The following is a 26,904-nucleotide window of genomic DNA, read 5'->3' on the forward strand; positions in this document are numbered from 1 at the left end:
GAGCGGGCCCGGGGGTCTACCTCACCAGCACGGTCGTCGTCCGCCCGAGCCTGGCGCGGACGGCGACCGCGGCGCACAGGATCACGGCGAGTCCGCCGAGGACCGTGGGCCAGGTGAGCTGTTCGCCGAGGAGGAGCGCGGCCCAGCCGATGGTCATCACCGGTTGGGTGAGCTGGACCTGGCTGACGCGGGCCATCGGACCGATCGCGAGGCCCCGGTACCAGGCGAAGAAGCCGAGGTACATGCTCACCACGGCCAGGTAGGCCAGCGCACCCCACTCGGCCGGGGTTCCGCTCGGGGGCTGTTGGGCCGCACCGACGCCGGCAAGCACGATCATCAGCGGGGCGGAGAGCACCAGCGCCCAGGAGACCGTCTGCCAGGCACCGAGTTCACGGGCGAGCAGGCCGCCCTCCGCGTAGCCGATCGCGGCCGCGACGACGGCGCCGAACAGCAGCAGGTCGGACCAGACCAACCCGGTGCCGGTTCCGCCGCCCTGCACGCTCGCGAAGCCCACCGCTGCAACCGCGCCGACGGCCGCCATCGTCCAGAACACCGCCGGAGGCCGCTCGCGTGTGCGCAGCACCGCCGTCACCGCGGTCGCCGCGGGCAGGAGGGCGATCACGACCGCGCTGTGGCCGGCCGAGGCGGTGGTGAGCGCGAACGAGGTCAGTAGCGGAAACCCGATCACCACTCCCCCGGCGACCAGGGCCAGGCGGAACCACTGGCTTCCCCGGGGCAGGCGCTGCCGGGTGGCCGCCAGCGCAACGGCGGCGAGCAGGGCGGCCACGACCGCTCGGGCGGAGCCGACGAACAGGGGCGACATGGCGCCGCTCTCGACCGCGACGCGGGTCATCGGGACGGTGAGGGAGAACGCCGCGACCCCGAGCAGGCCCCACCACAGCCCGGCCCGCGGGGATAGCACTGGAGCCTTCTGGAGAGTAGCGCTACTATCAGTATTCATGTCCAACGATAGCAGTGCCAGGATCGTCGAGGCGCTCCGCGCGTGGATCTCGACGGCGCCGCCCGGAGCGAAGCTGCCGTCGACCCGCGCGCTGGTGGCCGAGCACGGGGCCGGCCCGGTGACCGTGCAGAAGGCACTGCGCACCCTGGCCGCGCAGGGGATGGTGGAGAGCCGTCCCGGCGTGGGCACCTTCGTCCGCGCGGCCCGGGTCGCCCGGCCCCACGACTACGGGTGGCAGACCGCCGCGCTCGGCTCACCCCGGAACCGGATCTCGGGCCTGCACACGGCGCTGCGCACCCCGCCCAACGACATGATCGCGCTGCACTCCGGCTACCCGGACCGGGAGCTGCTCCCCGAACGCCTGGTGCGCGCCGCGTTCACCCGTGCCGCACGCGGTGACGCCGCCGTCAGCAGGCCCCCGGCCGCGGGGCTGCCCGAACTCCAGGCCTGGTTCGCCGCCGAACTCGGCTCCCACGCCCCGGTGGGTGTCGCGCCGCCGGCGCCCGGCGACGCGATCGTCCTGCCGGGCAGCCAGAGCGGGCTGAGCAGTGCCTTCCGCTCCCTGGTCGGTGCGGGGCGGCCGCTCCTGATCGAGTCGCCGACCTACTGGGGCGCCATCCGGGCCGCAGCGCAGGCCGGGGTGGCGCTCGTGCCGGTGCCCAGCGGCGTCCACGGCCCGGACCCGGACGAACTCGACCGCGCCTTCGAGCGGACCGGCGCGCGGGCCCTGTACGCACAGCCGAATTTCGCCAATCCCACCGGTGCCCGCTGGTCGTCCGAACTGGCCGACCGGGTGCTGGAGACCGTGCGACGCCACGGGGCGTTCCTCGTGGAGGACGACTGGGCGCACGACTTCGGGATCGACGCCGACCCGACCCCCCTGGCCGCCCGGGACGACGGCGGGCACGTCGTGTACCTGCGCTCGCTGACCAAGAGCGTGTCCCCTGCGGTGCGCATCGCCGGGATCGTCGCCCGCGGTCCCGCCCGCGAGCGCATCCTCTCCGATCTCCAGTCCGAGTCCATGTACGTCAGCGGCATGCTGCAGGCGGTGGCGCTGGACGTGGTCACCCAGCCCGCCTGGCGCACCCACCTGCGGGGGCTGCGCCACCAGCTGGCGGCCCGCCGCGACCTGCTCGCCGACGCGCTCCGGGAGCACGCTCCCGCCGCCTATCTGGAGGCACTGCCCCGGGGCGGGCTCAACCTGTGGGTGCGGCTTCCGGACACCACCGACCTGGCCCGGGTGGTCAGGGAGTGCGAGGAGAACGGGGTCCTCGTCGCTCCGGGCGGCGAGTGGTTCCCCGCCGAACCCACCGGCCCATACCTGCGGCTCAACTACTCCGGCCCCGACCCGGGGGCTTTCCCCGAGGGCGCGAGGGTCCTCGGCCGGGCCCTGGAGTAACTTCTCCGGGAGACGTCCGGAGCGGGATCGAATAAGCGCCCCCGCAGACCTGGGAGGAACGGCGGTGGCAGGGGCGGCGGTGACCGGCTATCAGGCCTTCCTGCCGGTGAGGGCCAGGAGCTTGGTCTGGGCGTCCGCGTCCTCTCCGACCGGGACGGGTTCGGCGAAGAGGCCGCTGCCGGTGAACATCTCCTTGTTCTCCTCGGCCCAGGCGTGGAGCTCCTCCGCCAGGGTCCCGTCGATCCTCTCGTCGGCTCCGATGGCCCGGGCCAGGTCCCAGGCGTGCACGCCCAGGTCGAAGGTCATCTGCCACAGGTACTCGCGGCCCGGGACGTCGCCGAAGGACAGGTGGACGGTCCGGTCCAGGGCGGAGGGGGCGAGCCAGGCGGTGCGGGCCTCGCGGGAGGCGATGGTCCAGGTGGCCGCGGGTTCCTCGCCCAGGTTGTCGCCGTCGAACCTGTCGCCGATGTCCTCGATGCGCGCCCCGGCGAGCAGGTGCGGGACCCACAGCTGCTCGGTGGTCAGGTGGTTGACCAGGTCGTGCACGTCCCAGTCGGTGTCCGGGGTCGGCAGCGCCCAGTCGGTCAGGGTCACCTCGGTGACCCGGCGGTCGAACTCCGCCATCGCGGTGCCGTGCAGGTCGACCAGGTCGGTCATGGCTCTCCCCCGGAGTCGGATGTCACTGCGTGCCTGCCTACCCGGTGACACCCCGGGACCAAACCGGCGCGTGCGAGACTGTGAGCGGCGTACGGAGCGACTCTGGAAGGTTGGACCATCTTGGAACGCGGTCATGACATCGTCCTGTTCGGCGCGACCGGGTACACGGGGGCGCTGACCGCCGAGTACCTGGCCACGAACGCCCCGCGCGAACTCCGGTGGGCGCTGGCCGGACGGGACCGGGACAAGCTCGAGGCGGTGCGCGCCGAGCTGGCCGAGATCGACCCGGACCGGCCGCTCCCCGAGATCCTGTTGGCCGACGCCGACGACGCCCCCTCGATCCGCAACCTCGCCGCATCGGCCCGGGTGGTCATCACCACGGTGGGCCCCTACAGCGAGTACGGCGAGCCGCTGGTGGCCGCCTGCGCGGCGGAGGGCACCGACTACGTGGACCTGTGCGGCGAGTCCGCGTTCGTGGACCGCATGTACGTCAGGCACCACGAGACCGCGGTGCGCACCGGGGCCCGGCTCGTGCACGCCTGCGGCTTCGACTCGATCCCGCACGACCTCGGCGCGCTGTTCACCGTCGAGCAGCTGCCCGAGGGGGTCCCCCTGCACGTGGAGGGCTTCGTACGGGCGCAGGGCAACGTCTCCGGCGGCACCCTGCACTCGGCCGTGGGCGTCCTCTCCGACACGGCGGGCACGCGGGCGGCGGCCCGGGAGCGGCGGGCGCTGGAGGGCGAGCCCGAGGGGCGCCGGGTGCGGGTCGACTCGCGCGGCCGCCCGCGCACCCGGCTGGCCCGGGGGTGGACGGTCCCGCTGCCCACCCTCGACCCGCAGGTGGTGGTCAGGTCGGCGGCCGCACTGGAGCGGTACGGGCCCGACTTCTCCTACGGCCACTACGCGGCCTTCCGGAAGCTGAGCAGCGCGGTGGGCACGGTGGGCGGCATGGCCGGGGTGATGGCGGCGGCCCAGGTACCGCCGTTGCGCGAGCGTCTGCTGTCGCTGCGTCCGCCGGGTGCGGGCCCCACCGAGGAGCAGCTCGCCAACGGGTGGTTCACCGTGCACTTCGCCGGGTCGGGCGGCGGCCGCCGCGTGCACACCCGGGTCTCCGGGGGCGAGCCGGGCTACGGGGCGACCTCGGGGATGCTCGCGGAGTCGGCGCTGTGCCTGTGGCAGGACGACCTGCCGCCGACCTCCGGGCAGGTGACCACGGCCGTGGCCATGGGTGAGGCGCTCATCCGGCGCCTGCCCCGGGCCGGTGTGGACTTCGAGGTCCTGCGCACCGTCGAGGACTGACCCGCCCTCGTTCCCGTTCGGGGTGGTTCCCGGAGCGCCCTCAGCCCCGTGCGGGTCGGGTCTCGGGCCACCCCGCGCAGGACGCCCGGGCCATGCCGATCGCCGCCGCGTCCTCCAGGACGGCGCCCATCCAGGCCGCGCGCCCGGTGCCCCACAGGGCCCGCCAGCGGACCCCGGCGGCAGCGCCCAGGAGCGCGGCGGCCCCCGAGATCCCCGCTGTGGCCGGCACCGGCTGGCCGAACCCCCGAGCCAGGAGGGCGCCGCCCAGACCGCCCGCCAACACGCGGACCGCCGCCCCCGGGCCCGCCAGGCGGCTCGGGGCGATCGGGAGTTTGTCGGCCGTGATCTCGCCGGAGACGGCCAGGGCGACGGCGTACCGTGCCGGGGTGCTCCCCCGGGCGCGTGCCCGGGCCCACAGGGGCGCGGCCACGCCCAGGGTGCTCCGGGAGCCGACGGCGAGTCCGAGCAGGATCGCCCGGGCCGCGGTCGAGGTGCTGGGTCTGTTCATGGCGCTCTCTCCCTGGGTCGGACCGGTCAGGTCCAGTGTCCTACCCGGACCGGCCCGCTTCCTCCCCCGTCACGGCGGCGCGCCGGAAGTTCCCGTTCCGGGTGGCCGGTTCCGGCTCTTCCTCACAGCGCTCCCGGCGCCGGATCCCCTGGCTTTCCGGGCCCGGGTTCCTAGACTGGGCCGGTGACAGACTCTCCCGGCATCTTCGACAGCGGCTCCGCCGGCGGACACGGCGTTCCGGGCCCGGTGGCCTTCGTCCTCGGCGGGGGCGGGGTGCGCGGGGCCGTCGAGGTGGGCATGATCCGAGCCCTGCTGGAGGCGGGGATCACTCCGGACCTGGTGGTGGGGACGTCCATCGGTGCGATCAACGGGGCGGTGCTGGCCTCCGATCCCACGATGGCGGCGGTGGAGCAGCTGACCCGGACCTGGACGTCCGAGGACGCGAACGCGGTGTTCGGGGACGCCGTGACCCGCCAGCTGCACCGGCTGGTGACGACCCGTACCCACCTGATCTCGCCCGAACCGCTGCGCCGCCTGCTCGTGGCGGCGCTGGGCCCCGACCCCGTGTTCGAGGACCTGGCGGTACCGCTGCGGGTGGTGGCGGCCAGCATCGAGCGCGCCGCCGAGCACTGGTTCTCCACCGGGCCGCTGATCGAGGCGGTCCTGGCCTCGGCGTCGGTCCCGGGCCTGCTGCCGCCCACCCGGATCGGCGGCGAGCACTTCATGGACGGCGGGATCGTCAACTCCATCCCCATCGAAGCGGCGGTGCGGGCGGGTGCGGGCACCGTGTACGTGTTGCAGGTCGGGCGGGTGGAGGAGCCCCTGGCGGTGCCGGCCAGTGCGCTGGCGACGGCGCGGGTGGCCTTCGAGATCGCCCGGCGCCACCGCTTCGCCCGGGACCTGGCGACACTGCCGGAGGGGGTCCGGTTGCACGTGCTGCCCAGCGGGGGTTCGTTGGAGGGTGACGACAGACCGCTGGCCTTCCGCCGGATGGACACCGTCCACCGGAGGATCGACCGGGCCTACGAGGCCTCGCTCGGCTACCTGGCCGGGGTCGTGGCCTGACGCGGGTACCCCCGCTCCGGCGGGCGCTGTCCGTGCTGCCGGGGCGCGGACGCGAACCGTCCTCAGCCCCTCCTTGACCTCAACCAATATTGAAGTACCAGGGTGGGCGGCATGGCCACCGACGCAGCCCTCGAGCTGCTGCCCCGGCTGGTCGCCGGGGAGGAAGTGCGCTTCGAGGAAGCCGACGCTGCGGCTGGCACCGGCCGCGCCCATGCCGCCGGGCGCCTGCGCGGCCGTGCGCGGGAGCCGGGCCTGCCCCGGGCCTAGACCCTCACGTGGAGGGCGTAGACGCCTTCCGTGGTGGCCAGGACGACCACGCGGTCCGGGGCGGCGACCAGGTCCTCCAGCTCGCCCGGCCAGGTTTCGGGGATCTCGACGACCGGCTGTCCGGGGCGGTCCAGGTAGCGCACGCGCAGCCGGTCCAGGTACCAGGAGCCCAGACCGCCGGGGCGGGCGTCCTCCTCCTGGTAGACGGCGACGGCCTCGCCGTCCCACTCGACCAGGGACACCAGGGTGCGCGGGCCGCCGAGTTCGGCGACCAGTTCGAGGTCGGGCAGGGAGTGGATACGCCCGGCCACCGCCAGTAGGGGGCGGCCGCCGACGTGGGCGGCCACGGTCTCGGAGTCGGCGTGGCTCTCCACCTCGCCGAGGTATTCGCCGTCCTCCAGCCGGTACACGCGTTCGCGGGGGTGCTCGTAGTCGGCGAGGATCACCGGATCGAAGCCCGGGTCCTGGCCGGGGGCGACCAGGAAGTCCCCGGCGAAGGACATCCGTTCGCCCCGGGCCTCGTGGCCGGGCCTGGAGTCGGCGAGGTCGGGCACGGTCGCCCCTGTGCGCGGGTCCACCGCCCACCAGCGGGTGCCGCCGTCACCGTCCTCACCGAAGAGGAAGACGACCGCCTCCTTGTCCAGGACGCGCAGCGCGACGTCGTCGGGCCACAGCTCCCCCGGCTCGGCCAGGTCGGTCTCCAGCAGCGGGCTGCCGGTACGCGGATCGCGCACCGTCACCGAGCGGCGCGAGGCCTGGACCAGGACCGTTCCCGGCCAGTCCTCCCCCTCGGGCGCCCGCGCCAGGTGGACCGGCCCCTGCACCTCGAAGGCCGTGCCCAGGGGGCGCAGTGAGCGGGTGTCGAAGGCCCGGGCCTCGTAACGCGACTTCCTGGGGTCCGGGTTCGGGTCGATGTCGCCGTGCACGAGAACCGTCCGCTCCGCCAGGAACAGGCGCGGAAACCTCAACCCCCTGCGCCACAGCCGTTCCGCGCGCACGAGTGGACCTCCCCCGGTTCTGCAGAATCTTTCGTACGTACTGTCCGCCACAAAACCGTAGCGGGTGCCGGAAGGGGCCGCCCCCGGATCGGCGGGGCCGCCCGGCGGTCAGGCCCGGTGAACCGCCCTTCCTGCCGGTGCCATGACCTGCGACAGTATCCGAAACAGGTCGGCGTGCCCGGGGAAAGCGCGTCTTTCGCGGTCTGTCCTGTTCACCTCGGAGCAGGAAAGCTGTTCTCGCGGGGCTCACCGAAACCGGGCTCGGCGTGGCAGACTCCCCGGACAGTGCTCAACGGCGACAGGGGTGTATACGTGTCGGAGTTCCGGGTGACGGTGTGTGCGGCGGACGAACTGGAGCGCGAGGAGGTGCTCGCCCTGTACCGGTCGGTGGGGTGGAGCGCCTACACCGAGTCCCCGGAGGTGCTCCTGCGGGCACTGGCCGGGTCGCACCGTCTGGTGAGCGCCCGACGGGAGGGTGAGCTCGTGGGACTGGCCCGGTCGATCTCCGACGGCGCCACGATCGTCTATCTCCAGGACGTGCTGGTCCACCCGAGCGAACAGCGCCGCGGGGTGGGCCGCCGGCTGCTGGACGCGCTGTTCGCGGAGTACCCCGGGGTCCGCCAGCGGGCGCTGGTCACCGACGACGAGGACCGGCAGGACACCTTCTACCAGAGCATGGGGTTCGTGGAGGTCCACGACCACGCCCCGCCGCTGCGTTCGTTCGTCAGGTTCGGCTGAGGCCCGCGGTACGGCCCGGCGAACGCCGCGGGCCGCCTTCCCGAGGGGAGGCGGCCCGCGGCGTTCGCGAGGACAGGGCCTAGCGCGGAAGGCGTTCGGCCAGCCAGGCCTCGACGTCGGCGGACGAACGCGGCAGACCGGCCGACATCACCGTGCGGCCCTCCTCGGTGACCAGCACGTCGTCCTCGATGCGCACGCCGATGCCGCGCAGCTCCTCGGGGACGGTGAGGTCGTCGGGCTGGAAGTACAGGCCCGGCTCGACCGTGAGCACCATACCCGGCTTCAGCTCGCCGTACAGGTGGGCCTCCTGGCGGGAGACCGCGCAGTCGTGCACGTCCAGGCCGAGCATGTGGCCGGTGCCGTGCAGGGTGTAGCGGCGCTGCAGGCCCAGTTCCAGGACGCGGTCGACCGGACCCTCCAGCAGGCCCCACTCGACCAGGCCCTCGGCGAGGGTGCGCTGGGAGGCCTCGTGGAAGGCGGTGAAGGGCTTGCCGGGCGCCACGGCGGCGATCCCGGCCTCCTGGGCCTCGTACACCAGGTCGTAGACCTTGCGCTGGAGGTCGGTGAAGGTGCCCGAGACCGGCATGGTGCGGGTGATGTCGGCGGTGTAGAGGGAGGTGGTCTCCACACCGGCGTCCAGCAGGAGCAGGTCGCCCTCGCGGACCGGGCCGTCGTTGCGGGTCCAGTGCAGGGTGGTGGCGTTGGCGCCGGAGGCGGCGATGGTGCCGTAGCCGACGTCGTTGCCCTCCACGCGGGCCCGCAGGAAGAAGGTGCCCTCGACGAAGCGCTCGGAGGTGTCCTTGGCCTGCGGCAGCGCCTTGGCGACGTCGGCGAAACCGCGCACGGTGGCGTCGACGGCCAGCTGGAGCTGCGCGATCTCCCACTCGTCCTTGACCAGGCGGTGGTCGGCCAGCTCGATGCCGAGGTCCTCGTCCAGCTGGGCGGACTTGGCGCGGGCCTCGCTGTCGGCGTCGGCGCGCAGCTCGTCCACCAGGGCGTCGAGTTCGGCGTCGTGGCCGCGCACGATGCGGGTGGTGACGGAGGCGTCGGCGCGCAGGGCCCCGGGCAGCGTGCGCACGTCGGCGGTGGGCACGCCCAGCAGGTCGGAGGCCTCGCCGAGGCTGTTGCGGCGGCCGGTCCACAGCTCGCCGTAACCGCCGAGCCAGAACTCGCCGTTGTCGCGGTCGGAGCGCGGCTTGAGGTAGAGGACCACGTCGTGGCCGCCGTCGGCCCGGGGGGTGAGCACCAGGCAGTTGCCGTCGGTGGTGTCACCGGTGAGGTAGGCGTAGTCGCTGGCGGCGCGGAAGGGGTACTCGGTGTCGTTGGAGCGGGTCAGGAGCTGACCGGAGGGGATGACCAGGCGGTCACCGGGGAAGGCGGCACTGAGCGCGGCGCGGCGGCGGGCGGTGTGCTCGGCCTGCTCGACCGGCTCCAGGTCGCGCAGCTCGGTGTCGGCCCAACCGGTGCTCATCCACGCGGCGAGCTCGTCGGAGACCGACTGCGCCTGGCCGTTCTTTCGCGGACTGAACACGGGGGCGTTCGTCGGGGCCTCGGGGCGCTGCTGCTCGCTCACGTTGTGACTCTCCAGAGTTCGTCTCAAGGGTGCAGGGGACCGGTGGCCGCTGGTGGCGGCCGCTCCTGCGTTCATCGTACGGGGGAGTCCGCCGCCCTGTCCTCTGCCGGGACATAGCGCTCCCCATAACGTCCGGGGCCGCCGCGAAATGCCCGCGCACCGCTGTGGCCTGGGACGGAGCCGACCCGGGGTGGTCCGGCAGCGGTTCGCGGTGACACCGGAGAACCCGGCGCCCGGGTCCGGGCGCCGGGGCGGGCGAGGGCGCGGAGGCGAACCCGGGTGCGGCTGGGCTAGGCCGTCAGGTCGTGGGCGAAGGGGATCGCCTTCGGGTACGGGAGGTCCTCGACGGCGGCCGGGTCCACCCGCCGGTAGCCGATCCGTTCGTACAGGGCGACCGCCTCGGGCTGGGCGGGCCCGGTGAACAGCATGACCCGGGTGTAGCCGAGGTCACGCGCGGCCTCCTCCAGGGCGGCCATGATCTGTCGGCCCAGACCGCGCCGCCGGTGCCGCGAGGAGGTCCAGACGCGCTTGAACTCGACGGTGTCGGCCTCGCTCGCCCGGTCCTCGCGGTAGGGGCGCAGGGCTCCGCCGGCGACCACCTCGCCGTCGAGTTCGGCCAGGACCAGGCAGCCGTGCGGGGCGACGAACTCGGTGACCGGGTAGCGGCTGAGCTCGTTCCCGGCGCCCTCGGCCCCGTAGCGCTCGGTGTACTCCTCCAGGAGCCCGGCGAGCAGTCCGTCCACCCGGGGGTCGTCGTGGGCCACCCGCAGCATGTGCACAGCGCCGTCGTCCGCGGCGGTGCTGTCGCCCCCGGCGCCCACCCTGGTGCTGGTCTCGGTCATCGGTGTCCTCTCCCACGCGTCTGGTCCGCCGGAATACTACGGCCCGTCACGAACCCGCCCGTCCCGCGCCCCGGCCGTGCCCGGGACGCGCCCCGTCCCGGGCGTCCGGGCGCTCCCCGGCACTTCCGGACGCCCGCTCGCACCCCGGGGCGCACCGGCTCACACGACACCCCGGTTTCGCCCGTGTCACGGAGTTCCGGCTAGTGTTCGACCATGTCAGTCAGCGAACGCACCCTGCTGGGCCCGGGCCCGAGCAATCCGTACCCGGAAGCCACTCTGGGCCTGGCCGCGCCCCTGCTGGGTCACCTGGACCCCGAGTTCATCACCATGCTGGAACGCACCTGTGAACGGCTGCGTTCCCTGTGGGGCACCGAGAACCCGCTCACACTGCCGCTGTCCGGCACCGGCTCCCTCGGGATGGAGACCGCCTTCGCCAACACCGTGCGCAGCGGTGACGTGGTGGTCGTGGCGGTCAACGGGCTGTTCGGCGAACGGATGTGCGAGGTGGCCGGGCGCTACGGCGCCGAGGTGGTCCGGGTGGACCACGAGTGGGGTCGGCCCGTGGACGTCCAGCGCGTCCTGGACGCCCACCCCGGGCCCAGGATCGTCGCGGCCGTGCACGCGGAGACCTCCACCGGTGCGGTCAGCGACATCGGCGCCCTGGGGCGCGCCCTGCGGGAGCGTTCCGACGACACCCTGCTGCTGGCCGACTGCGTCACCTCGCTGGGCGGCATGCCGATGGCCCTGGACGAGTGGCAGGTGGACATCGCCTACTCCGGCACGCAGAAGTGCCTGGGCGTGGCGCCGGGGCTGGCGCCCTTCACCTTCTCCGAGCGGGCCTGGGAGCGCCGGGTCCAGGCCCCGCCCGTGTGGTACGTCGACCTCGGCCTGCTCGGCGCCTACGTGCGCGGCGGCCCGGGCGGACGCGCCTACCACCACACCGCCCCGACCGCGATGGTCGCCTCGCTCGACGCGGCACTGGCCCGGATCGAGGAGGAGGGCGTCGACGCCGTGGCGGCCCGCCACGAGGCGGCCGGCGCACGGCTGCGCGAGGGCCTGCTGGAGATGGGGCTGGAGCTGTTCGCCGCCGAGGGCCACCGGCTGTCGCAACTGACGTCGGTGCGCGTGCCGGAGGGTGTGGACTCGGGCAAGGTGCGTGAGCGGCTGCTGCGCGACTACGGCCTGGAGATCGGCGCCGGGGTCGGCCCTTACGCGGCGACGGTGTGGCGGATCGGCCTGATGGGCCACAACGCCCGCCTGGACCGCGCCGAGCTGGTGCTGGCCGCGCTGCGCCGCGTCCTGGACCGCTGATTCCCGAGAGCTGACTCAGCACGATCCCGGGCCGGGGCCGGGCGGGACGTCCCGCCCGGCCCCGGCGTTTCCCGACCCCGGCGCCCCGCCCCCGGTGTTCACGAGGGGGTGCGGGACCGGTCCGCGCCGGCGGTTCGCCCGCCTGTGCTGTCCTGACCTCCGAGGGCCCCGCGAGCCGTGGCCACACGCCTCCACCGGGCCGTGGTGGACAGGCCCTCCCCGGGGCGGGCCCGGTCAGGCCTCGGCGGGGGTCCGCGGGCCCGGGATCCGCGGGGAGCGGAAGGTGGTGAGGGAGCGCAGGCTGCGGGACTCGTTCTCGACCTGGTACCCGGCCGCGAGCAGGCGCTCCCTGGCCTCGTTCGCGCTGCGCACGGTGGCCTCGTCGAAGATCAGGTTGTAGTAGCGCTCGGGCACCCGGTTGAGTCCCGAGCGCAGCGCCCGCAGGCCCGCGGTGGCCGCCGCGTCGGCCCCGGGAACCTCCGGGAGCATCCCGTAGGCCCGGCGCGCCCACGCGGGCAGGGTGGCGTAGGACAGGGCGCCCACCGGGAACCAGAGCGGTTTGAGCGGCGCCAGCCAGGCCAGGTGTTCGGGGACCTTGGGCCACAGCAGGAACCGGACCGCCTGACGGGCCTCGGGGGTCGCCCGCAGGCTCGGCCGGACCGCGGCCAGGTAGCGGCGCATGTCGGCGACGTTGCGGGGGACGTCACCGGGTGCCAGGCCGACGTAGGTCGCGGTGTGCGCCTGTTCGTCGAGGTAGCGGTCCAGGTCGGCGTCGCTGAGTCCGAGCCCGGCCCGCTGGCAGGTCTCCAGGTAGGAGGAGACCTCGGCGCAGTGCACCCACACGAGCAGGTCGTGCTGGTCGACCCGGTGGAGGTTGCCGGTGGCGGGGTCCGTGAAGCTCAGGGAGCGGTGGACGCGGCGGATGTGCTCGCCGAGGGTGTCGGCCTCGGCCAGGCTGCCGTAGGTGGTGACCGCCACGAAGTGGGCGGTGCGCAGCAGGCGTCCGGTGGGGTCGGAGCGGAAGTCGGAGCGCTGCCAGATCCCCTGCATGGCGATCGGGTGGAGGGCCTGGAGCATCAGGGCGCGTACGCCCGCCACCCACATCGCCCGGTCCAGGTGCACTCTCCAGGTGACGCTCTCGGGGGCCGCGACCGTCGGTTGCATCCTGTCTCCTCCGGGGTTGCGTGGGGGGATCCCCACGATACGTCCGCCTTCCGGGGAGGGCTTTCGGGGGCTGCCGAAGGCGGACTCCCGACGGCGGGACAGCGACAGCGGGAGTCCGGCACGGGTCCGGCACGGGTCCGGCACGGCGCGGACCGGTCCGCACATGCTCCGGCCGCAGGTACTCCGGTCCGCAGGTGCCCCGGCCTCAGGTGCTCTGGGTACGCAGGTAGGCGAGCACGGCCTGGACGCGGCGGTGCACGTCGTCGTCGGGCGGCAGGTCGAGCTTGGCCAGGATGTTGCCCACGTGCTTGCCCACGGCCGCGTCGCTGACCACCAGCTTGCGTGCGATGGCGCCGTTGGAGTGGCCCTCGGCCATGAGTTCCAGGACCTGGCGCTCCCGGGCGGTGAGCCGTTCGAGCGGGTCCGCGCTGCGGCGCAGCAGCTGCCGGACGACCTCGGGGTCCACGAAGGTGGCGCCCTCCACGACCCTGCGCAGCACCGAGGCGAACTCCCGGACGTCGCCCACCCGCTGCTTGAGCAGGTAGCCCACACCCTTGCCGTCCCCGGAGTCGAGCAGGTCGGTGGCGTAGCTGAGCTCCACGTACTGGCTGAGCGCCACCACGGCCAGCCCGGGGTTCTCCTGCCGCAGGCGCACGGCGGCCCGCAGGCCCTCGTCGGTGAAGTCCGGGGGCATGCGGATGTCGGTGACGACCAGGCCGGGGCGGTGCTCGGTGACGGCCGCCACCAGGGCCTCGCCGTCCTCCACCGCGGCGACCACCGGGAACCCGAAGCGCTCCAGCACACCCGCCAGGCCTTCGCGCAGCAGCACGCCGTCCTCCGCGAGCACGGTCGGTACGGGGGTCACGGCGTCGGGTTCGTGGGAATCGGTCCGCACGGCAGCTCCACTCGGATTCGGGTCGGCCCGCCTTCGGGGCTCGTGAGCCCCATTGTCCCGCCCATCACGGCCACCCGGTCCGAGAGGCCGGTCAGCCCGCTGCCCTTGCGCTGGTCGGCCCCGCCGACCCCGTTGTCGGTGACCTCCACCGTGAGGATGGCCGTGGTGGTCTCCTGCGCCGCCCCGAGCGCCCTGAGGTCGCCGGGGGCGAGGTGGGCGCGCACGGTCACGGCGGTGGCCCCGGCGTGCTTGTAGACGTTGGTCAGCGCCTCGGCGACCACGAAGTAGGCGGTGCCCTCCACGTGCGGGGGCAGCCGGTTCGGGATCGCGGTCTCCACGGTGACGGGGACGGGGCAGTGGTCGGCCAGCTCCTGCAGGGCGTCGTGCAGCCCCCGGTCGGTGAGGACGCGCGGGTGGATGCCGCGCACCAGCTCACGGAGCTCGTCGATGAGCTCGTCGGCCTTGGCCTGGGCGGCGACGACCCTCTGGTCGGCCGGGGATCCCTCCTCCAGGTCGATACGGGCCATGCCCAGGTCCATGCTGAGCGCCACGAGCCGCTGCTGGGCGCCGTCGTGCAGGTCGCGTTCGATCCTGCGGCGCTCGTACTCGAAGGCGTTGACCAGGCGGGCCCGGGACTCGGTGACCTGGTCGAGCTCGGCCCGCAGCTCCTCCTTGGGCGGGCCGACCAGGAGGGCGCGGGCGATGACGCCGTGGCCGTAGGACATCAGCCCGCAGGCGTAGAGGAGCAGTGCGGCCGTGAGCGGGGAGACCAGGGCGTAGGGCATCGCCTCGAGCGGGGTGGTGAGGGTGGTCCAGCCCATGGAGATCGCGGGCTCGTTCTCGTTGAACAGCAGGAGGGGGCTGATCGCGAGGACGATCGTCGCGGTCGCCAGGGCTACCACCACGAGGAAGGCCAGGCCGAAGATCGGGAACATGACCACGGCGTAGGCGACCTCGCGCCAGGTGGCGGCCTCGGAGTAGCGGGTGCGGGCCCAGCCCCACAGGCCAGCCGGTGGGGCGCGGTGCCCGCTGCTGTTCTCGTCGGGCATGACCAGGTGCAGGCGGCGGCGCTCCAGGGCGCCCAGGGGGATGGCTACGAGCGGGGCGAAGAACACCACCGTGAACAGACCGGAGAGGAACGTGACCGTCAGCTCGCCGGTGGAGTGGCCCTGGCCCACCATCGCGACGAAGACCGTCCAGGGCGCGTACACGGGAAGGGCCACGAAGAACAGGACGCCACCGACGACCAGGGTGGTCAGTGTGTAGGCCAGGGACCGCCAGGGCCAGGACGTGAGCAGGTACCTGGGGCCGGCGAGGGCCTGGCGCAGGGTGCCAGGTCCCCTTCTCGGGACGTTCCGCGTGTTCATGTACCCAACGCTAGGACGCCGGACCCGGACGGGGACATCCGCCGGGCCCGCCACTTCGCGGTAGGGACGGCCCTACCCGGGTGATGGGGCCAGGCCACCCGGGGCCGCCGCGGGGTTGCCGGTGGGCCGCCGCGCGCCCGCCCCAGCTCAGGGCGATAGAGTGACACGACGTGAGCGCGAAACCTGTGATCCCCGATGTCCTTGCCGCCCGCTACGCGTCCGCGGAGCTGACCCGGCTGTGGTCCCCCGAGTACAAGGTGGTCGCCGAGAGGCGGCTGTGGTTGGCCGTGCTGCGCGCCCAGGCGCGTCTGGGCGTGGACGTTCCCTCCGGTGTGGTGGAGGACTACGAGAAGGTCCTCGAACAGGTCGACCTGGCCTCCATCGCCGAACGCGAGCGGGTCACCCGGCACGACGTCAAGGCCCGGATCGAGGAGTTCAACGCCCTCGCCGGACACGAGCACGTCCACAAGGGCATGACCTCGCGCGACCTCACCGAGAACGTCGAGCAGCTCCAGGTCCGGGACAGCCTTCTGCTGGTGCGCGACCGTGTGGTGGCGCTGCTGGCGCGGCTCGGCCGGCTGTCCGCCGAGTACGGCGAGACGGTCATGGCGGGCCGCTCCCACAACGTGGCCGCGCAGGCCACGACCCTGGGCAAGCGTTTCGCGTCGATCGCCGACGAGGTGCTGGTGGCCCACGGCCGCCTGGAGGAGCTGATCGCCCGGTACCCGCTGCGCGGGATCAAGGGCCCGGTGGGCACCGCCCAGGACATGCTGGACCTGCTCGGCGGCGACCGTGCGGCGCTGGACACCCTGGAGAACGAGGTCGCCGGCCACCTGGGCTTCGAGCACCGGTTCACCAGCGTGGGCCAGGTGTACCCGCGTTCGCTGGACTTCGAGGTGCTCACCGCCCTGGTGCAGCTGGCCGCCGGCCCGTCCTCGCTGGCCAAGACGATCCGTCTGATGGCCGGGCACGAGCTGGTCACCGAGGGCTTCGCCGAGGGCCAGGTCGGCTCGTCCGCGATGCCGCACAAGATGAACACGCGCTCCTGCGAGCGGGTCAACGGCCTCACGGTCATCCTGCGCGGTTACGCGTCCATGGCCGGTGAGCTGGCGGGCGACCAGTGGAACGAGGGCGACGTGTCGTGCTCGGTCGTGCGCCGGGTGGCGCTGCCGGACGCGTTCTTCGCCTTCGACGGCCTCGTGGAGACCATGCTGACGGTGCTGGACGAGTTCGGCGCCTTCCCCGCGGTGGTCTCGGCCGAGCTGGACCGCTACCTGCCGTTCCTGGCCACCACCAAGATGCTGATGGCCGCGGTGCGCGCCGGTGTGGGCCGTGAGACCGCGCACGAGCTCATCAAGGAGCACGCCGTGGGCTCGGCCCTGGCCATGCGCCAGGAGGGCGTGGGCAACCAGCTGCTGGACCGGCTGGCCGCCGACGAGCGCTTCCCGCTGGACCGCGCGGCCCTGGACGCGCTGCTGGCCGACCGGATCACCTTCACCGGTGCCGCCGCCGACCAGGTGGCCGCGGTGGTGGCGCGGATCGAGGGCATCACCTCGGCCCGCCCGGAGGCCGCCGCCTACACCCCGGGCTCGATCCTGTAGGACTCCCAGGGCCCAGGCCTCCCGCTCCGAGCGGGAGGCCTGGGCCCTTCGCCCGACGGGTCGGGCCGGTTCCCGGGGCGGGCTCCCGACGGGGCCGGCCCCGGGCGAGGCCTCCTCACCGGAGCCGGTACCGGCGGACGCCCGCGAGCGCTCGGCCGAACGCCCTCCTCACACGAGGGCGAGGACCAGGTCCCGGCACGCCCGGGCGCACTCCCGGCACGCCTGGGCGCAGACCCGGCAGTGCTCGTGGTGTTCCGCGTGCTCCTCACACTCCGCGGCGCACCTGTCGCAGGCCCGGGCGCACGCCTCGAGGACCGACGTGACGAACTCGTCCTCCTCGGCGGTCCGCCGCACCAGGATCCGCTGGGTGGCAGCGCAGACGTCGGCGCAGTCCAGGTCGGAACGGGCGCAGGAGATCAGTTCGGCCGCGTCCTCCTCGCGCATGCAGGCGTCCGCGCACACCACGCACACCTGCGCGCAGAGCCCGGACGCCTCCACCACCGCGCGTACCTTCTCCCCCACCCCCTCCGGGTCGTCGGGGTGGGCGTACAGCATCTGTCCGATCACGCTCATGGCCTCTGCCTCCTGTCTGGTCTCCGTTGTCGCGTCCGAGTGGGGAGGAGGCCCTTCAACCGGCCCCCGTCCCCGGTCGGCGTCGCCGACGCCGTCCACACCCGGGGTGAGGGCCCCGGCCGGTTCGAAGCCGCGGCCGTCCCGGGCGGGCACGCACCGGACGCCGTGGCCTCCCCCGGTGCCGGCCGCCCACTGCCGCTGAGGAACGCGTTCCCCATGTCCGGCACCGCCCTTCGCACGTCAGCGCGGGTGCCGGGCCGGGGGATGTACTCACGCGCCTACCCGGCGCACGCCCTTCTCATACGTACCGTCCCCGGTACCGAGGGGCGTTCCCTGCCCTGTCCGGGGTTGGCCGGGACCGGAGACGGCGGCCGGTGCCGCACAGTGCCTAGATCCCGAGGTAGGCGAGGACGGCCAGGACCCTGCGGTTGTCCCCCGAGGTCACCGGCAGGTCCAGCTTGGTGAAGATACCGCTGATGTTCTTGGCCACCGCGGCCTCGGAGATGAACAGGTGGTCGCCGATGGCCGCGTTCGAGCGCCCCTGGGCCATGAGGGCAAGGACCTCGCGCTCCCGTGGGCTCAGGAGTTCGAGCGCCGACCGGTTGCGCTGGCTGCCCAGCAGCCTGCGCACCACCTCGGGGTCGACGACCGTTCCTCCCGACCCCACCCGCTCCAGGGTGGTGACCAGCTCACCGACGTCGCTGACCCGGTCCTTGAGCAGGTACCCGACCCCGGCGGTCGCGCTCTCCATGAGGTCGGCGGCCGCGCGGCGCACCACGTACTGGGACAGGACGAGTATCCCCACCCCGGGGTGGGTCCTGGTGACCTCCAGTGCGGCCCGGAGGCCGTCGTCGGTGTTGTGCGGCGGCATCCGCACGTCGGTGACGGCCACGTCGGGCCGGTGTTCGGCGACCGCCGCCACCAGCCCCGGCGCGTCCGCCACGCTCGCCACCACCTCGTGTCCGCTCATGGAGATGAGCTGTTCCAGTCCTTGCCGGAGCAGGGCCGAGTCCTCCGCGATCACGATCCGCAAGGGATCTCCACCTCCACTGTCGTCGGTCCGCCCGGCGGGCTGTTCAGGTGCACCCGTCCCCCGAGCGCCTCGGCCCGGTCGGCCAGTCCGGTCAGCCCCGACCCGGCCCCGGGGTCGGCGCCGCCCACCCCGTCGTCGCTCACCCTGAGGAGGAGGCGGTCCGGTTCCGAGCGGCCCAGGGACAGGTCGATCCGGTCGGCTCCGGAGTGCCGGACGGCATTGGCCACGGCCTCGGCGGCGCAGAAGTAGACGGTCGACTCGATCGGTTCCGGGGGTCTTCGGGTGTGGTTCACGCGGACCGTGAGCGGGACGGGGCAGGTGTCGGCCATCTCCTCCAGGGCGGCCGCGAGCCCCCGCTCGGTGAGGGTCGCCGGATGGATGCCGTGGACGAGGTCACGGAGTTCGGTCAGGGTGGTCTTGGCGTCCCGGTAGGCCTGGTCGACCAGGGCCCGACCGCCGTCCGGATCGCTGTCGAACAGGTTCCTGGCCATGCCGAGACGCATGATCACCGAGGTCAGTCGCTGCTGGGCTCCGTCGTGCAGGTCCCGTTCGATACGGCGGCGCTCCGCGGTGAACGCGTCCGCGAGCCGGGCGCGGGAGCGGACCGTCTCCCCCAGACGGGCGCCCAGTTCCTCCTGGCGGTCACCGGTGAGTACCAGCGCGGTCAACCGGGCCCGGCCCGCGGCCAGCACCATGGTCAGGTAGGCCGACACCACCAGCAGGACCAGCCCGGCCACGAGGTCCGCGGCCCAGGGCAGGGCGGGCAGGATCCGGGATCCGAGCTGCCCCGCGGGCTCCTCCGGGCCCGTGTTCTCGAAGAGGTGCAGCACGGGCGAGGCCAGCAGGGCCAGGGGCAGGGACACCAGGAGGACGACCATCACCGCCTCCAGCACGGAGAGCGGCAGGAGCATCAGGCCGTAGGCGAGTTCGCGCCAGGTCGCGACCTCCCGCAGCCGGACCCGCACCCACGCGGGGGAACCCGTCCTGCCGGGGAAGGGGAGGTGCGGGGTGGGGGCCGGGCCCGGTTCGAGAAGGGTGAGCCGTCGGCGTTCCAGGGCCCCGAGGGGCAGGCCCGCGAGCAGGAGCAGCGGCCAGCACAGCAGCGACCAGAGCACCGCCACCGGCAGGGAGGTGGTCAGGTACAACAGGGCGCGCCACGGCCAGGAGGTGCACAGGACGGCCAGCGGCCGGGCCGTCACGGTGCTCCAGAACGTCGGGGGCTCGACTTTCAACGGGTGTGCTCCTACGTCCTCGAGAGGTGACCGGCCGCGAGACATCCTACTGAGGGTCAGGAAAATCCACTTCCGAAGTAGAGGTTCCTCTACCTGCCCTTTCCGGTCAGGGCCAGTGTTCCTTCCCTCCCCTTCTGTTTGACTTCGGAGAGACCCTGAAACGGGAGTTCAGCACCGCTTCTCCCCAACCGATGAACACGTCCGGAGGAGCCCGGTGGGCCGACCAGGAATTCCCGAACAATCGCATGCTCCGAATGCGCCGACCCCACCGGAACCGGAGGTCGGAAAACACGGGGAAGTCGTTCTGGAAACACGTGGACTGCACAAGTCCCACGGACGAAAGAATCGTCCCGTGCACGCCCTGAGGGGTGTCGACGCAGTTTTCCGAAAAGGCGAGTTCACCGCGGTGATGGGCCCCTCCGGCTCGGGGAAGAGCACCTTCCTGCACTGCGCGGCCGGACTGGAGCGCCCCGACTCCGGGGCGGTGCTGACGCAGGGGCGCGACCTGGTCCGGCTCCCCGAGAGGGAGCTGACCCGGCTACGGGCGCGCACGTTCGGTTTCGTGTTCCAGTCGTTCAACCTGCTCCCCTTCCTCACCGCCGGAGAGAACATCACCCTCGGCCCGCGTCTGGCGGGTCTGCGGCCGGACCCCGTGTGGCGGGACGGTCTCGTGCGCGCCCTGGGGTTGACCGAGCGGTTGGACCACCGGCCCGCCGAACTCTCCGGCGGGCAGCGGCAGCGGGTGGCCGTGGCGCGCGCCCTGGTGCACCGGCCGTGCGTGCTCTTCGCGGACGAGCCCACCGGCAACCTCGACTCCCGCTCCAGTGCCCGGGTCCTGGACGCGCTGCGGCGCACGGTCTCCGAGCACGGCCAGACGGTCGTCATGGTCACGCACGACCCCGTCGGCGCGGCCCGGGCCGACCGGGTCCTGTTCCTCCGTGACGGGACGCTCGGGGAGGAACTGACCGCGCCCGACCCCGCCGCGGTCCTGGACCGGGTCGGCCACTGGGGGGACCTGTGATCACGTTGGTGCTGCGCGGGGTCGCGGCCCGGGCCGGCTCCCTGCTCGTCGCCGTCCTGACCGTGGCGGCGGGCGCGGGGCTCGCGGTGGCGACCGTGGCGCTCCAGGGTTCGGTCGAACACGTGGCCGCGACAGGTGGGAACGCGGCCTGGCGACTGGCCGACGCCGGGGTCGTCGTCGTGGCCGTACCCGAGGACGGTGCGCTCGCGGAGACCCCGTCCGCCGAACCCGCGCGGCTGGACCACGACAGCGTGGAGGAGCTGGCCGGGATCGCCGGGGTCGAGAGGGTGGGCGTCGAGGCCCCCTTCCCGGTCCATGTCGTGGGCCCCGAGGAGACCCTGGGCGGTCGGACCGACCGGTCGTGGGGGCACTCGGTGGAGCTGGCGGAGGCCGAAGGGCTCGTACCCGCTTCGGGCCGCTTCCCCCGGGCGTCGGGAGAGGTGGCCGTGGACGCGCGCACCGCGGCCGACGCGGGGCTGGAACCGGGGAGCACCGCACGGCTGCTCACCCCGGAAGGAATCGAGTCCGCCCTGGTCACCGGGGTTTTCGAGCAGGAGGCGAACCCGGCTCGGGCGGTGGTTCTACCGTCGGAGGAGGCCGCCGCGCACGGTGGCGCTCCGGTTCTGGCCGCGCTCCACCTGAACGGGGAGCGGAGCCCGGACCGGGTCGCCGAGGAGGTCGGGGAACGGATCCCCGGGGTGCGGGCGCTGACCGGCACGGAGCGCGGCGAGGCCCTCGTCCTGGACCGCACGGACCGCGAACTGTCGTCGGGCATGGGGCGTTTCCTCGCCACCGTCTCGGGCTTCGCGTCGGCACTCGCCGTGATCATGCTCCTCAACCTGACGGCCCTGGCCGTGCGCCGGCGCTCCCATGAGTTCGCCCTGATCCGCCTGGCCGGAGCCGGGCCGGGGACGGTCCGCGGACTGGTTCTGGGTGAGGCGGTCGTCCTGGGCGGTGTCGCGGCCGCGCTCTCGTGGGCGGTGGGCGCGCTCCTCGCCCTGCTGCTGGCCTGGCTGTTCGGGTCGATGGGTGTGCTGCCGTCCGGGTTCGCCCTCCGGATCGGGTGGTCGGCACCGGCTGTCGGCGGGGTGCTGGCACTGGCTGTCGCCGTGGCGGCGGCGTGGGGACCGGCACGCACCGCCGCGCGGATCACCCCGATGGAGGCCGTGCGCGTCGCCGCGCCCGGGCCCGAACGCGGCCGCGGGGTGCGCACCGTGCTCGGGGCACTGGTCAGCTGTGGCGCGGTCGCCTTGCTGATGGGCGCCTGGGCACTGAGCGGGACCCGGAGCGGGGTGCTGGCGGCCTTCGCCGGCGCGATGGCCCTGGTGTTCGGTGCCGCGCTCCTCACCCCGCTCCTGGCCCGGGTGTCCCTGGCGCTCGTCCGACCGCTGGTCCGGCACCGGGTCGTGCCCTTCCTGACCGAGCGGGACGCCCGGGCGAACCAGGGCCGGGTGGCGGGTGTGCTCACCCCGCTCCTGGTGTTGACCGCGGTCTCCTTCCTGCTGCTCTTCCAGGGAACGACCACGGCCCGGGCCCACGCCCACTCCCAGGGGGAACTGCTCGCCGCCGACCTGGTGGTGTCGGGCCCGGAGGGGGTCGGTGTTCCTGAGGGCGCCGTACGGGGCCTCGAGCGGGTCCCCGGCGTGGCAGCGGTCGGCGGGTTCCGGCGGACGGTGATCTCCATCGGGGGCGTGTCCGCGCCGGCCTACCTGGTCGAACCGGAGACCGTCACCCGCTTCTTCGGTCTGGAGAGCGTGGAGGGTTCGTGGCGGGAGTTCGGGACCGACGCCGTCGCACTGCACGCCGACACCGCGCGGCGGACGGGGGCGAAGGCCGGGGACGTGCTGGAGCTGACCGGCCCGGACGGTGTCGGGTTCCGGGCGCGGGTCGCGGTCCTCTACGAGGCCGGGGTCGGCTTCCCCGAGGCCCTGGTGCCCGGGGAGGTGCTGGCGCCGCGGATGCTCGACTCGACCGACAGCGCCGTCCACGTCGCGCTCGCCACCGGCGCCGACCCCGTGGCGACCGCGGCCGCGGTGCGCGAGGCGGTCGACGCGGGGCCCGAGACACGGGTGCTGACCGGATCGGACCACCTCGCGGAGCAGGCCGTGATGGGAGAGGAGGACGGCTGGCTGCTTCTGCTGATGGTCGCTCTGCTGGTGGGTTTCACCGGGATGAGCGCGGCCAACACGCTGGTCGTGTCCGTGGCGGGGCGTGCGCGCGACTTCGCGCTGTTGCGACTGGCCGGAGCCTCTCGGAGCCAGGTCGCGGGAATGGTGTCGGTCGAGGCGCTGGCGGTGGCGGCGGTGGGGATCCTGGTCGGCGGTGCCGTGGCCGCCTCCGGTCTGGCGGTCGCCGGATACGCCCTGACCGGGGACACCGTGGTCCTGGGTGCGCCGGTCGGGCAGTGCCTGGCTGTCGCGGCCACGGTCATGGTCGTCGGTCTCGTCGCGAGCCTGGCCCCGGCCGTGGCCGCTCTGCGGGCGCATCCTCTGCGCACGGGAGTATGAGGCAGTTCACTTGCGCTTACACTGGGTCTGAAAGTTAACACCTATTACGGTTGTGGGTGTCGGCGCACCCCTCGACCCCTGGAGCCAGCGTGATCGACCCGACCTCCTTCGGTACCGCCGTCACCGTTCTCGGCGTACTCGCAGCCATGATCATCGCCTTCGGCCTGGCGATCCTGTCCGACATGGCCATGCGCCGCCGCGAGGACCGCGCGGCCGCTTCGGGGAACCGCTCCGCCGAGGACTGACCCAGCGGCTCGGGGACCGCCCCCGGGTGAGGATGATCGCCGATGCGCCGCCCTACGCATTCAGGTGCGTCGAATTCGGCGATATGGGCCATCCTGGGCTCGCATGTCCGCTATGTTTCTGGTCCGCCGCATCGCGCGGCACGGTGATCGGCGCCCGCTCCGCCCTCTCCCTGACCTGAGACGGAGCCGGTATGTCCTTTCCCCCACCCGTGCCCGGGCCACCCCCGAAACCGACACGGAAGAAGCTGTCCCCACTGGCCAAGGTCGGCCTGGGATGCGGTGGCTGCGCCACCATGTCCTTCCTCGGGCTCGTCGGGCTGGTCCTTCTCGCGATGATCCTGCCGCCCGCGCCACCGGACGAGGAGTCCGCGGCCGTGTCCGCGTCCCCCTCCGAGGAGTTGGCCCTGGAACTGGTGGGACTGCGCCTGCCGGACGCCCAGGACCTGTTGGACGGGGCCGATCTCGAACTCGGGGACCTGGCGCTCGCCGCGACCGGCGAGGACGTGGAGTGGACCCGCTCGGCGATGGTCGTGTGCGGCCAGGACGTGACGGGAGACGCGGCCGACCTGGTCGTGGTACCCGAGGGCGTGGACTGCCCCGAGGCGGGGGACGCCACCGAGGAGTGGCCCGAACTGCCGGGGTTCACCGACGGGACCGTCGACGGGGCCCGTGAGTGGATCGAGGGCGTCGGCCTGAGGACCGCGGTCGAGAGCGCTTTCGGGGACGTGGACGCTCCGGAGGTTGAGGACGCCGCCGGAAACACCGTGTGCGGGCAGTCCCCCGAGCAGGGCGAGAGAACGGCGCCGTTCTCCGACAGCCTCGAGGTGGAGCTCTTCGTGGTCTCCGACGGGGAGGAATGTCCCGAGGAGATCGGCGACCCCAGCCCCACACCCGAGCCCACACCCGAGCCCGAGCCCGAACCCGAGCCGGAGCCGGAGCCCGAGCCTGAGCCCGAACCCGAGCCCGCGCCGGCCCCCGATCCGGAACCCGTGCCGGAGCCCGAACCGGACCCCGTGCCGGGCGTGCATCCGGGGGCGTTCTGCTCACAGCACTGGCAGTTCGGCCACACCAGCAGCGGCACGCTCATGCAGTGCACCACCACGGCGGTGGACGACCGCTTCCGCTGGCGTGCCGCCTGATCCGACACGGCCGTGTGCTGCCGGGGAGGGACGCCGCCCGCACGGGGCGGCGTCCCCCTGGGACTAGCGGGTGAAGTCGTCCGGCCCTCTGCCCGGACCGTGGTAGAACTCGTGGTCCGGCTCGTCGTCCGGCACGGTCGGGTAGGTGGGGCCGTCGTCGGTGGGTTCCCGGAGCGCGCTGATCTTCACACCCTGGGCGGTGAGCACGGAGGCGGTCGCGTTGCGCAGTTCGGGAAGCATCGAGTACAGGACGTCACCGGGGCAGGCGGTGGCGTTGAAGTCGCGGTGGCCCCGGATCGCGCTGTGCGGGTTGAGCCCGTAGGCCCTGCACAGCCAAGCCAGGGTCACCACCAGCGAGTCCCTCAGGGCCTGGGTCGGACCCACCGTCATGTAGAGGCCCTCGTTCTCGATCCCGATGGCGGTGCTGTTGTAGTTGGCGACATGCGCGCCCACCACGTGGTGGCCAGCGGCGATGGACTCCGGGGTGCGGTCGCGCCCCTCCATGACGTAGCCGCCGCGGCTGATGGTGAGCTGCTGCCCTGCATCCGCCCAGCCGTTGCTGTCCATGTGGAAGTTCTGGATCGACTTGGACAGGGCCAGGGCGTGGTCGAGGGAGTAGTTGGTGCTGTTGGCCGTCGCGGTGTGGTGGACCACGATGTAGCTCGGCGCGTTGGCCAGGACCTGGATGGGGCTCGACGGCGGGCGGGCGTTCCAGGCGCCCCGCCAGTACAGCTCGGGCTGGGCCGCCCGGACGCCGTCCGTGTCGGTTGTCTGCGCGGAGGCGCTCGTCGCGCCGAGGCCGCCGCCCAGGGCGATGGCTCCTGAGGCGAGGGCGGCTCCGTGGAGGATGCTGCGTCTGCTGAGACCTGACCGGGGGATGTTGGTCATGGCAATCCTTTGTGGCTAGCGGGGGTAGTTGCCAATTCACAAAAGACCACGCATCACCCACAGCGCGCAAAGGGTCACTTCGTGATTTCTGTGACCGGTTCCGGTCGAGGCGAAACGCCTTGCCCCCGTAGAAAAATGCCGCCGAATATTGTACGGAGGTAGGAAACCGACGTACGAGGTTCCAGCGGTCCGGGCCCTCACTTCCAAGTCTCCTGCCCCAGGTCAGGGCAGTGGCGCGGCGAGTCGCCGGCCGCCCGCGTCCGCGGGAAGCCGATCCGTCAGGAGCCCCTGTGCCCTTCACGAAACCGGTCCCGCACCCGCCTGGTCCAGTCGGTCAACAGGTGCGTCACGGGCCTGCGCGCCTCGCCCCGGTGAGGGCGGGCGCCGCACCGGCGCCTGACGGTCGCCGGATCACCCTCACTGAGCAGTTGGAGAATCGAGAGGGGCACCGTGGCCGGAGCCTTTTTCGGATGGGGCTCAGCCCGCGGAGAGCAGGCGGGTGAACAGGTCCAGGCCACCGCGGCCACCCCGGGGGCGAGCCCTCCCTCGCCGATTCCTCGGCGCACCCTCAGCCCTCGATTTCGGACTGGCCCTTGTAGACAAGGCTGCGAGAACTCGCCACCGCGTAACGAGCGCCGCCCCCGCCGGGGGTGCGCAGGACAAGGTCCTTCGTACTCGGCCCCACCGCCTCCGGGGGCAGGCGAGCACCGTCCAAGGGCCCCCCGACCACTTCGAACGCGCCTTGGTGGTGACCGCCCAGGAAGATCAGGAGGACGGCCACGACCGGTGCTCCGCTCGCCATGAGGAAGACGGCTCCTCCGGTCCAGGTCCACACCATCAACAGAGCGGCAGTGGACAGGAGAAGGGAGAAGATCACGCCCGTGCGACCGATCCGGGAGAGCGTCCTTGCCCAGTGGCCTCTCTCATTCACAACAGGGTTCTCCTCTACCTCTGTCTCAGGGTCTCTCGAAGACCGGTCCGCTCAGTTGCGTTCCGGGTCGGTCGCGGCCGGGGACGCGGCGTGCGGGTGGTTGAGGTCGAAGGCCGGACGCTCGGAACGGATGCGCGGCAGCGACGTGAAGTTGTGCCGCGGCGGCGGGCAGGTGGCCGCCCACTCCAGGGAGCAGCCGTAGCCCCACGGGTCGTCGACGGTGACCAGCGGCGCCTTCTTCGCGGTGATGTACATGTTCCAGAAGAAGATCAGCGTGGAGGCCGCGAGCACGAACGACGAGACCGAGGAGATCTGGTTGAGCGGCGTGAAGCCGTCGTCGGGCAGGTAGTCCGCGTAACGGCGCGGGAAGACCATCGCACCCAGCCAGTGCTGGACCAGGAAGGTGCCGTGGAAGCCCAGGAAGAGCAGCCAGAAGTGGAACTTGCCCAGCTTCACGTTGAGCATCTTGCCGGTGAACTTGGGCCACCAGAAGTAGAAGCCCGCGAACATCGCGAACACCACGGTGCCGAACACCACGTAGTGGAAGTGGGCCACCACGAAGTAGGAGTCGGTGACGTGGAAGTCGATGGGGGGCGAGGCCAGCAGCACACCGGTCAGACCGCCCATGAGGAAGGTGACCAGGAAGCCGATCGTGAACAGCATCGGCGTCTCGAACGTGAGCTGCCCGCG

The 26,904-nt window shown here is 73.0% G+C and carries 26 protein-coding genes; 11 read left to right on the forward strand and 15 right to left on the reverse strand.

Annotated features, from left to right (window positions below; all coding sequences use genetic code 11):
• Window positions 1–16 precede the first annotated feature (16 nt).
• Complete coding sequence (locus D458_RS0111165; RefSeq protein ID WP_017586834.1) at window positions 17–922, reverse strand: DMT family transporter; 906 nt, start codon at window positions 920–922, stop codon at window positions 17–19.
• Between the two features lie 37 nt (window positions 923–959).
• Here D458_RS0111165 and D458_RS0111170 point away from each other — a divergent pair, with 37 nt between their 5' ends.
• Window positions 960–2,360, forward strand: coding sequence for an aminotransferase-like domain-containing protein (locus tag D458_RS0111170; protein WP_017586835.1), 1,401 nt, complete (start codon window positions 960–962; stop codon window positions 2,358–2,360).
• Between the two features lie 90 nt (window positions 2,361–2,450).
• On the opposite strand, the gene D458_RS0111175 is transcribed toward D458_RS0111170, so the two are convergent.
• A complete protein-coding gene (locus D458_RS0111175; RefSeq protein WP_017586836.1) occupies window positions 2,451–3,017 on the reverse strand; it encodes a TIGR03086 family metal-binding protein in 567 nt (188 codons plus the stop codon).
• 120 nt (window positions 3,018–3,137) lie between these two features.
• Here D458_RS0111175 and D458_RS0111180 point away from each other — a divergent pair, with 120 nt between their 5' ends.
• The gene (locus D458_RS0111180) at window positions 3,138–4,316 is read left to right on the forward strand and encodes a saccharopine dehydrogenase family protein (RefSeq protein WP_017586837.1); all 1,179 of its coding nucleotides are present in this window, start codon (window positions 3,138–3,140) and stop codon (window positions 4,314–4,316) included.
• A 40-nt stretch (window positions 4,317–4,356) separates the two neighbouring features.
• On the opposite strand, the gene D458_RS0111185 is transcribed toward D458_RS0111180, so the two are convergent.
• A complete protein-coding gene (locus D458_RS0111185; RefSeq protein ID WP_017586838.1) occupies window positions 4,357–4,824 on the reverse strand; it encodes a hypothetical protein in 468 nt (155 codons plus the stop codon).
• A 183-nt stretch (window positions 4,825–5,007) separates the two neighbouring features.
• On the opposite strand from D458_RS0111185, the gene D458_RS0111190 reads away from it, so the two are divergent.
• Window positions 5,008–5,889 carry a patatin-like phospholipase family protein gene (locus tag D458_RS0111190; protein WP_017586839.1) on the forward strand — a complete coding sequence of 294 codons (882 nt, stop codon included), beginning with the start codon at window positions 5,008–5,010 and terminating at the stop codon, window positions 5,887–5,889.
• 111 nt (window positions 5,890–6,000) lie between these two features.
• The gene (locus D458_RS36725; RefSeq protein WP_160168049.1) at window positions 6,001–6,156 is read left to right on the forward strand and encodes a hypothetical protein; all 156 of its coding nucleotides are present in this window, start codon (window positions 6,001–6,003) and stop codon (window positions 6,154–6,156) included.
• Here the strand turns inward: D458_RS36725 and D458_RS0111200 are convergent.
• Window positions 6,153–7,154 (reverse strand): hypothetical protein, encoded by a 1,002-nt coding sequence (locus tag D458_RS0111200; protein WP_026119194.1) that lies wholly within the window; start codon window positions 7,152–7,154, stop codon window positions 6,153–6,155. The two genes, D458_RS36725 and D458_RS0111200, sit on opposite strands and share 4 nt — an antisense overlap.
• Before the next feature lie 312 nt (window positions 7,155–7,466).
• Between D458_RS0111200 and D458_RS0111205 the strand changes: the two genes are divergently transcribed.
• Complete coding sequence (locus D458_RS0111205; RefSeq protein ID WP_026119195.1) at window positions 7,467–7,892, forward strand: GNAT family N-acetyltransferase; 426 nt, start codon at window positions 7,467–7,469, stop codon at window positions 7,890–7,892.
• 79 nt (window positions 7,893–7,971) lie between these two features.
• Here D458_RS0111205 and D458_RS0111210 read toward each other — a convergent pair whose 3' ends face one another.
• Both D458_RS0111210 and D458_RS0111215 read right to left on the reverse strand, forming a co-directional pair.
• Window positions 7,972–9,465 (reverse strand): aminopeptidase P family protein, encoded by a 1,494-nt coding sequence (locus D458_RS0111210; protein WP_017586843.1) that lies wholly within the window; start codon window positions 9,463–9,465, stop codon window positions 7,972–7,974.
• Between the two features lie 290 nt (window positions 9,466–9,755).
• Window positions 9,756–10,307 (reverse strand): GNAT family N-acetyltransferase, encoded by a 552-nt coding sequence (locus tag D458_RS0111215; RefSeq protein ID WP_017586844.1) that lies wholly within the window; start codon window positions 10,305–10,307, stop codon window positions 9,756–9,758.
• Window positions 10,308–10,520: 213 nt separating this feature from the next.
• Here D458_RS0111215 and D458_RS0111220 point away from each other — a divergent pair, with 213 nt between their 5' ends.
• The gene (locus D458_RS0111220; RefSeq protein WP_017586845.1) at window positions 10,521–11,618 is read left to right on the forward strand and encodes a pyridoxal-phosphate-dependent aminotransferase family protein; all 1,098 of its coding nucleotides are present in this window, start codon (window positions 10,521–10,523) and stop codon (window positions 11,616–11,618) included.
• Window positions 11,619–11,852: 234 nt separating this feature from the next.
• Here the strand turns inward: D458_RS0111220 and D458_RS0111225 are convergent, their stop codons facing one another.
• From D458_RS0111225 to D458_RS0111235, 3 genes are all read right to left on the reverse strand, one after another.
• Window positions 11,853–12,782, reverse strand: coding sequence for an oxygenase MpaB family protein (locus D458_RS0111225; RefSeq protein WP_017586846.1), 930 nt, complete (start codon window positions 12,780–12,782; stop codon window positions 11,853–11,855).
• Window positions 12,783–12,987: 205 nt separating this feature from the next.
• On the reverse strand, window positions 12,988–13,677 hold the full coding sequence (locus D458_RS0111230; RefSeq protein ID WP_017586847.1) for a response regulator: 690 nt from the start codon (window positions 13,675–13,677) through the stop codon (window positions 12,988–12,990).
• Window positions 13,644–15,044 carry a sensor histidine kinase gene (locus tag D458_RS0111235; protein WP_017586848.1) on the reverse strand — a complete coding sequence of 467 codons (1,401 nt, stop codon included), beginning with the start codon at window positions 15,042–15,044 and terminating at the stop codon, window positions 13,644–13,646. Before D458_RS0111235 ends, D458_RS0111230 begins: the two co-directional genes overlap by 34 nt.
• Before the next feature lie 170 nt (window positions 15,045–15,214).
• Between D458_RS0111235 and purB the strand changes: the two genes are divergently transcribed.
• On the forward strand, window positions 15,215–16,645 hold the full coding sequence (gene purB, locus D458_RS0111240) for an adenylosuccinate lyase (protein WP_026119196.1): 1,431 nt from the start codon (window positions 15,215–15,217) through the stop codon (window positions 16,643–16,645).
• A 168-nt stretch (window positions 16,646–16,813) separates the two neighbouring features.
• Here purB and D458_RS0111245 read toward each other — a convergent pair whose 3' ends face one another.
• The 3 genes from D458_RS0111245 to D458_RS0111255 all read right to left on the reverse strand — a co-directional run bounded on the left by D458_RS0111245 (window position 16,814) and on the right by D458_RS0111255 (window position 19,483).
• A complete protein-coding gene (locus D458_RS0111245; protein ID WP_017586850.1) occupies window positions 16,814–17,218 on the reverse strand; it encodes a four-helix bundle copper-binding protein in 405 nt (134 codons plus the stop codon).
• 388 nt (window positions 17,219–17,606) lie between these two features.
• Window positions 17,607–18,251: a response regulator transcription factor gene (locus tag D458_RS0111250; protein ID WP_017586851.1), complete on the reverse strand. Its 645-nt coding sequence runs from the start codon at window positions 18,249–18,251 to the stop codon at window positions 17,607–17,609.
• Window positions 18,239–19,483 (reverse strand): sensor histidine kinase, encoded by a 1,245-nt coding sequence (locus tag D458_RS0111255; RefSeq protein ID WP_017586852.1) that lies wholly within the window; start codon window positions 19,481–19,483, stop codon window positions 18,239–18,241. Before D458_RS0111255 ends, D458_RS0111250 begins: the two co-directional genes overlap by 13 nt.
• A gap of 352 nt (window positions 19,484–19,835) precedes the next feature.
• Here D458_RS0111255 and D458_RS33365 point away from each other — a divergent pair, with 352 nt between their 5' ends.
• The 4 genes from D458_RS33365 (at window position 19,836) to D458_RS37145 (ending at window position 24,395) form a co-directional block, all read left to right on the forward strand.
• On the forward strand, window positions 19,836–20,504 hold the full coding sequence (locus D458_RS33365; RefSeq protein ID WP_017586853.1) for an ATP-binding cassette domain-containing protein: 669 nt from the start codon (window positions 19,836–19,838) through the stop codon (window positions 20,502–20,504).
• Window positions 20,501–23,011: an FtsX-like permease family protein gene (locus D458_RS0111265; RefSeq protein ID WP_017586854.1), complete on the forward strand. Its 2,511-nt coding sequence runs from the start codon at window positions 20,501–20,503 to the stop codon at window positions 23,009–23,011. The genes D458_RS33365 and D458_RS0111265 overlap by 4 nt, the downstream gene beginning before the upstream one ends.
• An 89-nt stretch (window positions 23,012–23,100) precedes the next feature.
• Window positions 23,101–23,256, forward strand: a complete 156-nt coding sequence (locus D458_RS36955) for a hypothetical protein (protein ID WP_017586855.1) — start codon at window positions 23,101–23,103, stop codon at window positions 23,254–23,256.
• A 191-nt stretch (window positions 23,257–23,447) separates the two neighbouring features.
• Entirely contained in the window at window positions 23,448–24,395 is a 948-nt protein-coding gene (locus D458_RS37145; protein ID WP_239647934.1) for a serine/threonine kinase, read from the forward strand.
• 63 nt (window positions 24,396–24,458) lie between these two features.
• Here the strand turns inward: D458_RS37145 and D458_RS0111280 are convergent, their stop codons facing one another.
• The 3 genes from D458_RS0111280 to D458_RS0111290 form a co-directional block, all read right to left on the reverse strand.
• Window positions 24,459–25,283: a peptidoglycan recognition protein family protein gene (locus D458_RS0111280; RefSeq protein ID WP_017586857.1), complete on the reverse strand. Its 825-nt coding sequence runs from the start codon at window positions 25,281–25,283 to the stop codon at window positions 24,459–24,461.
• 568 nt (window positions 25,284–25,851) lie between these two features.
• The gene (locus D458_RS0111285; RefSeq protein ID WP_040702309.1) at window positions 25,852–26,214 is read right to left on the reverse strand and encodes a hypothetical protein; all 363 of its coding nucleotides are present in this window, start codon (window positions 26,212–26,214) and stop codon (window positions 25,852–25,854) included.
• A 51-nt stretch (window positions 26,215–26,265) separates the two neighbouring features.
• Window positions 26,266–26,904: cytochrome c oxidase subunit I (locus D458_RS0111290; RefSeq protein WP_017586859.1), on the reverse strand; the 639-nt coding region annotated here is incomplete at its 5' end.

It is taken from the genome of Nocardiopsis ganjiahuensis DSM 45031, assembly GCF_000341085.1.
In the GTDB taxonomy this organism is placed as follows: Bacteria; Actinomycetota; Actinomycetes; order Streptosporangiales; family Streptosporangiaceae; genus Nocardiopsis; species Nocardiopsis ganjiahuensis.

Bases quoted from the DNA above. Each gene is read 5' to 3' on its own strand.
- D458_RS0111175 (WP_017586836.1), bottom strand. From the start codon at position 3,017: ATGACCGACCTGGTCGACCTGCACGGCACCGCGATGGCGGAGTTCGAC.
- D458_RS37145 (WP_239647934.1), top strand. From the start codon at position 23,448: ATGTCCTTTCCCCCACCCGTGCCCGGGCCACCCCCGAAACCGACACGG.
- D458_RS36725 (WP_160168049.1), top strand. From the start codon at position 6,001: ATGGCCACCGACGCAGCCCTCGAGCTGCTGCCCCGGCTGGTCGCCGGG.
- D458_RS0111235 (WP_017586848.1), bottom strand. From the start codon at position 15,044: ATGAACACGCGGAACGTCCCGAGAAGGGGACCTGGCACCCTGCGCCAG.
- D458_RS0111280 (WP_017586857.1), bottom strand. From the start codon at position 25,283: ATGACCAACATCCCCCGGTCAGGTCTCAGCAGACGCAGCATCCTCCAC.
- D458_RS0111170 (WP_017586835.1), top strand. From the start codon at position 960: ATGTCCAACGATAGCAGTGCCAGGATCGTCGAGGCGCTCCGCGCGTGG.
- D458_RS0111220 (WP_017586845.1), top strand. From the start codon at position 10,521: ATGTCAGTCAGCGAACGCACCCTGCTGGGCCCGGGCCCGAGCAATCCG.
- D458_RS0111245 (WP_017586850.1), bottom strand. From the start codon at position 17,218: ATGAGCGTGATCGGACAGATGCTGTACGCCCACCCCGACGACCCGGAG.
- D458_RS0111215 (WP_017586844.1), bottom strand. From the start codon at position 10,307: ATGACCGAGACCAGCACCAGGGTGGGCGCCGGGGGCGACAGCACCGCC.
- D458_RS0111225 (WP_017586846.1), bottom strand. From the start codon at position 12,782: ATGCAACCGACGGTCGCGGCCCCCGAGAGCGTCACCTGGAGAGTGCAC.
- D458_RS0111185 (WP_017586838.1), bottom strand. From the start codon at position 4,824: ATGAACAGACCCAGCACCTCGACCGCGGCCCGGGCGATCCTGCTCGGA.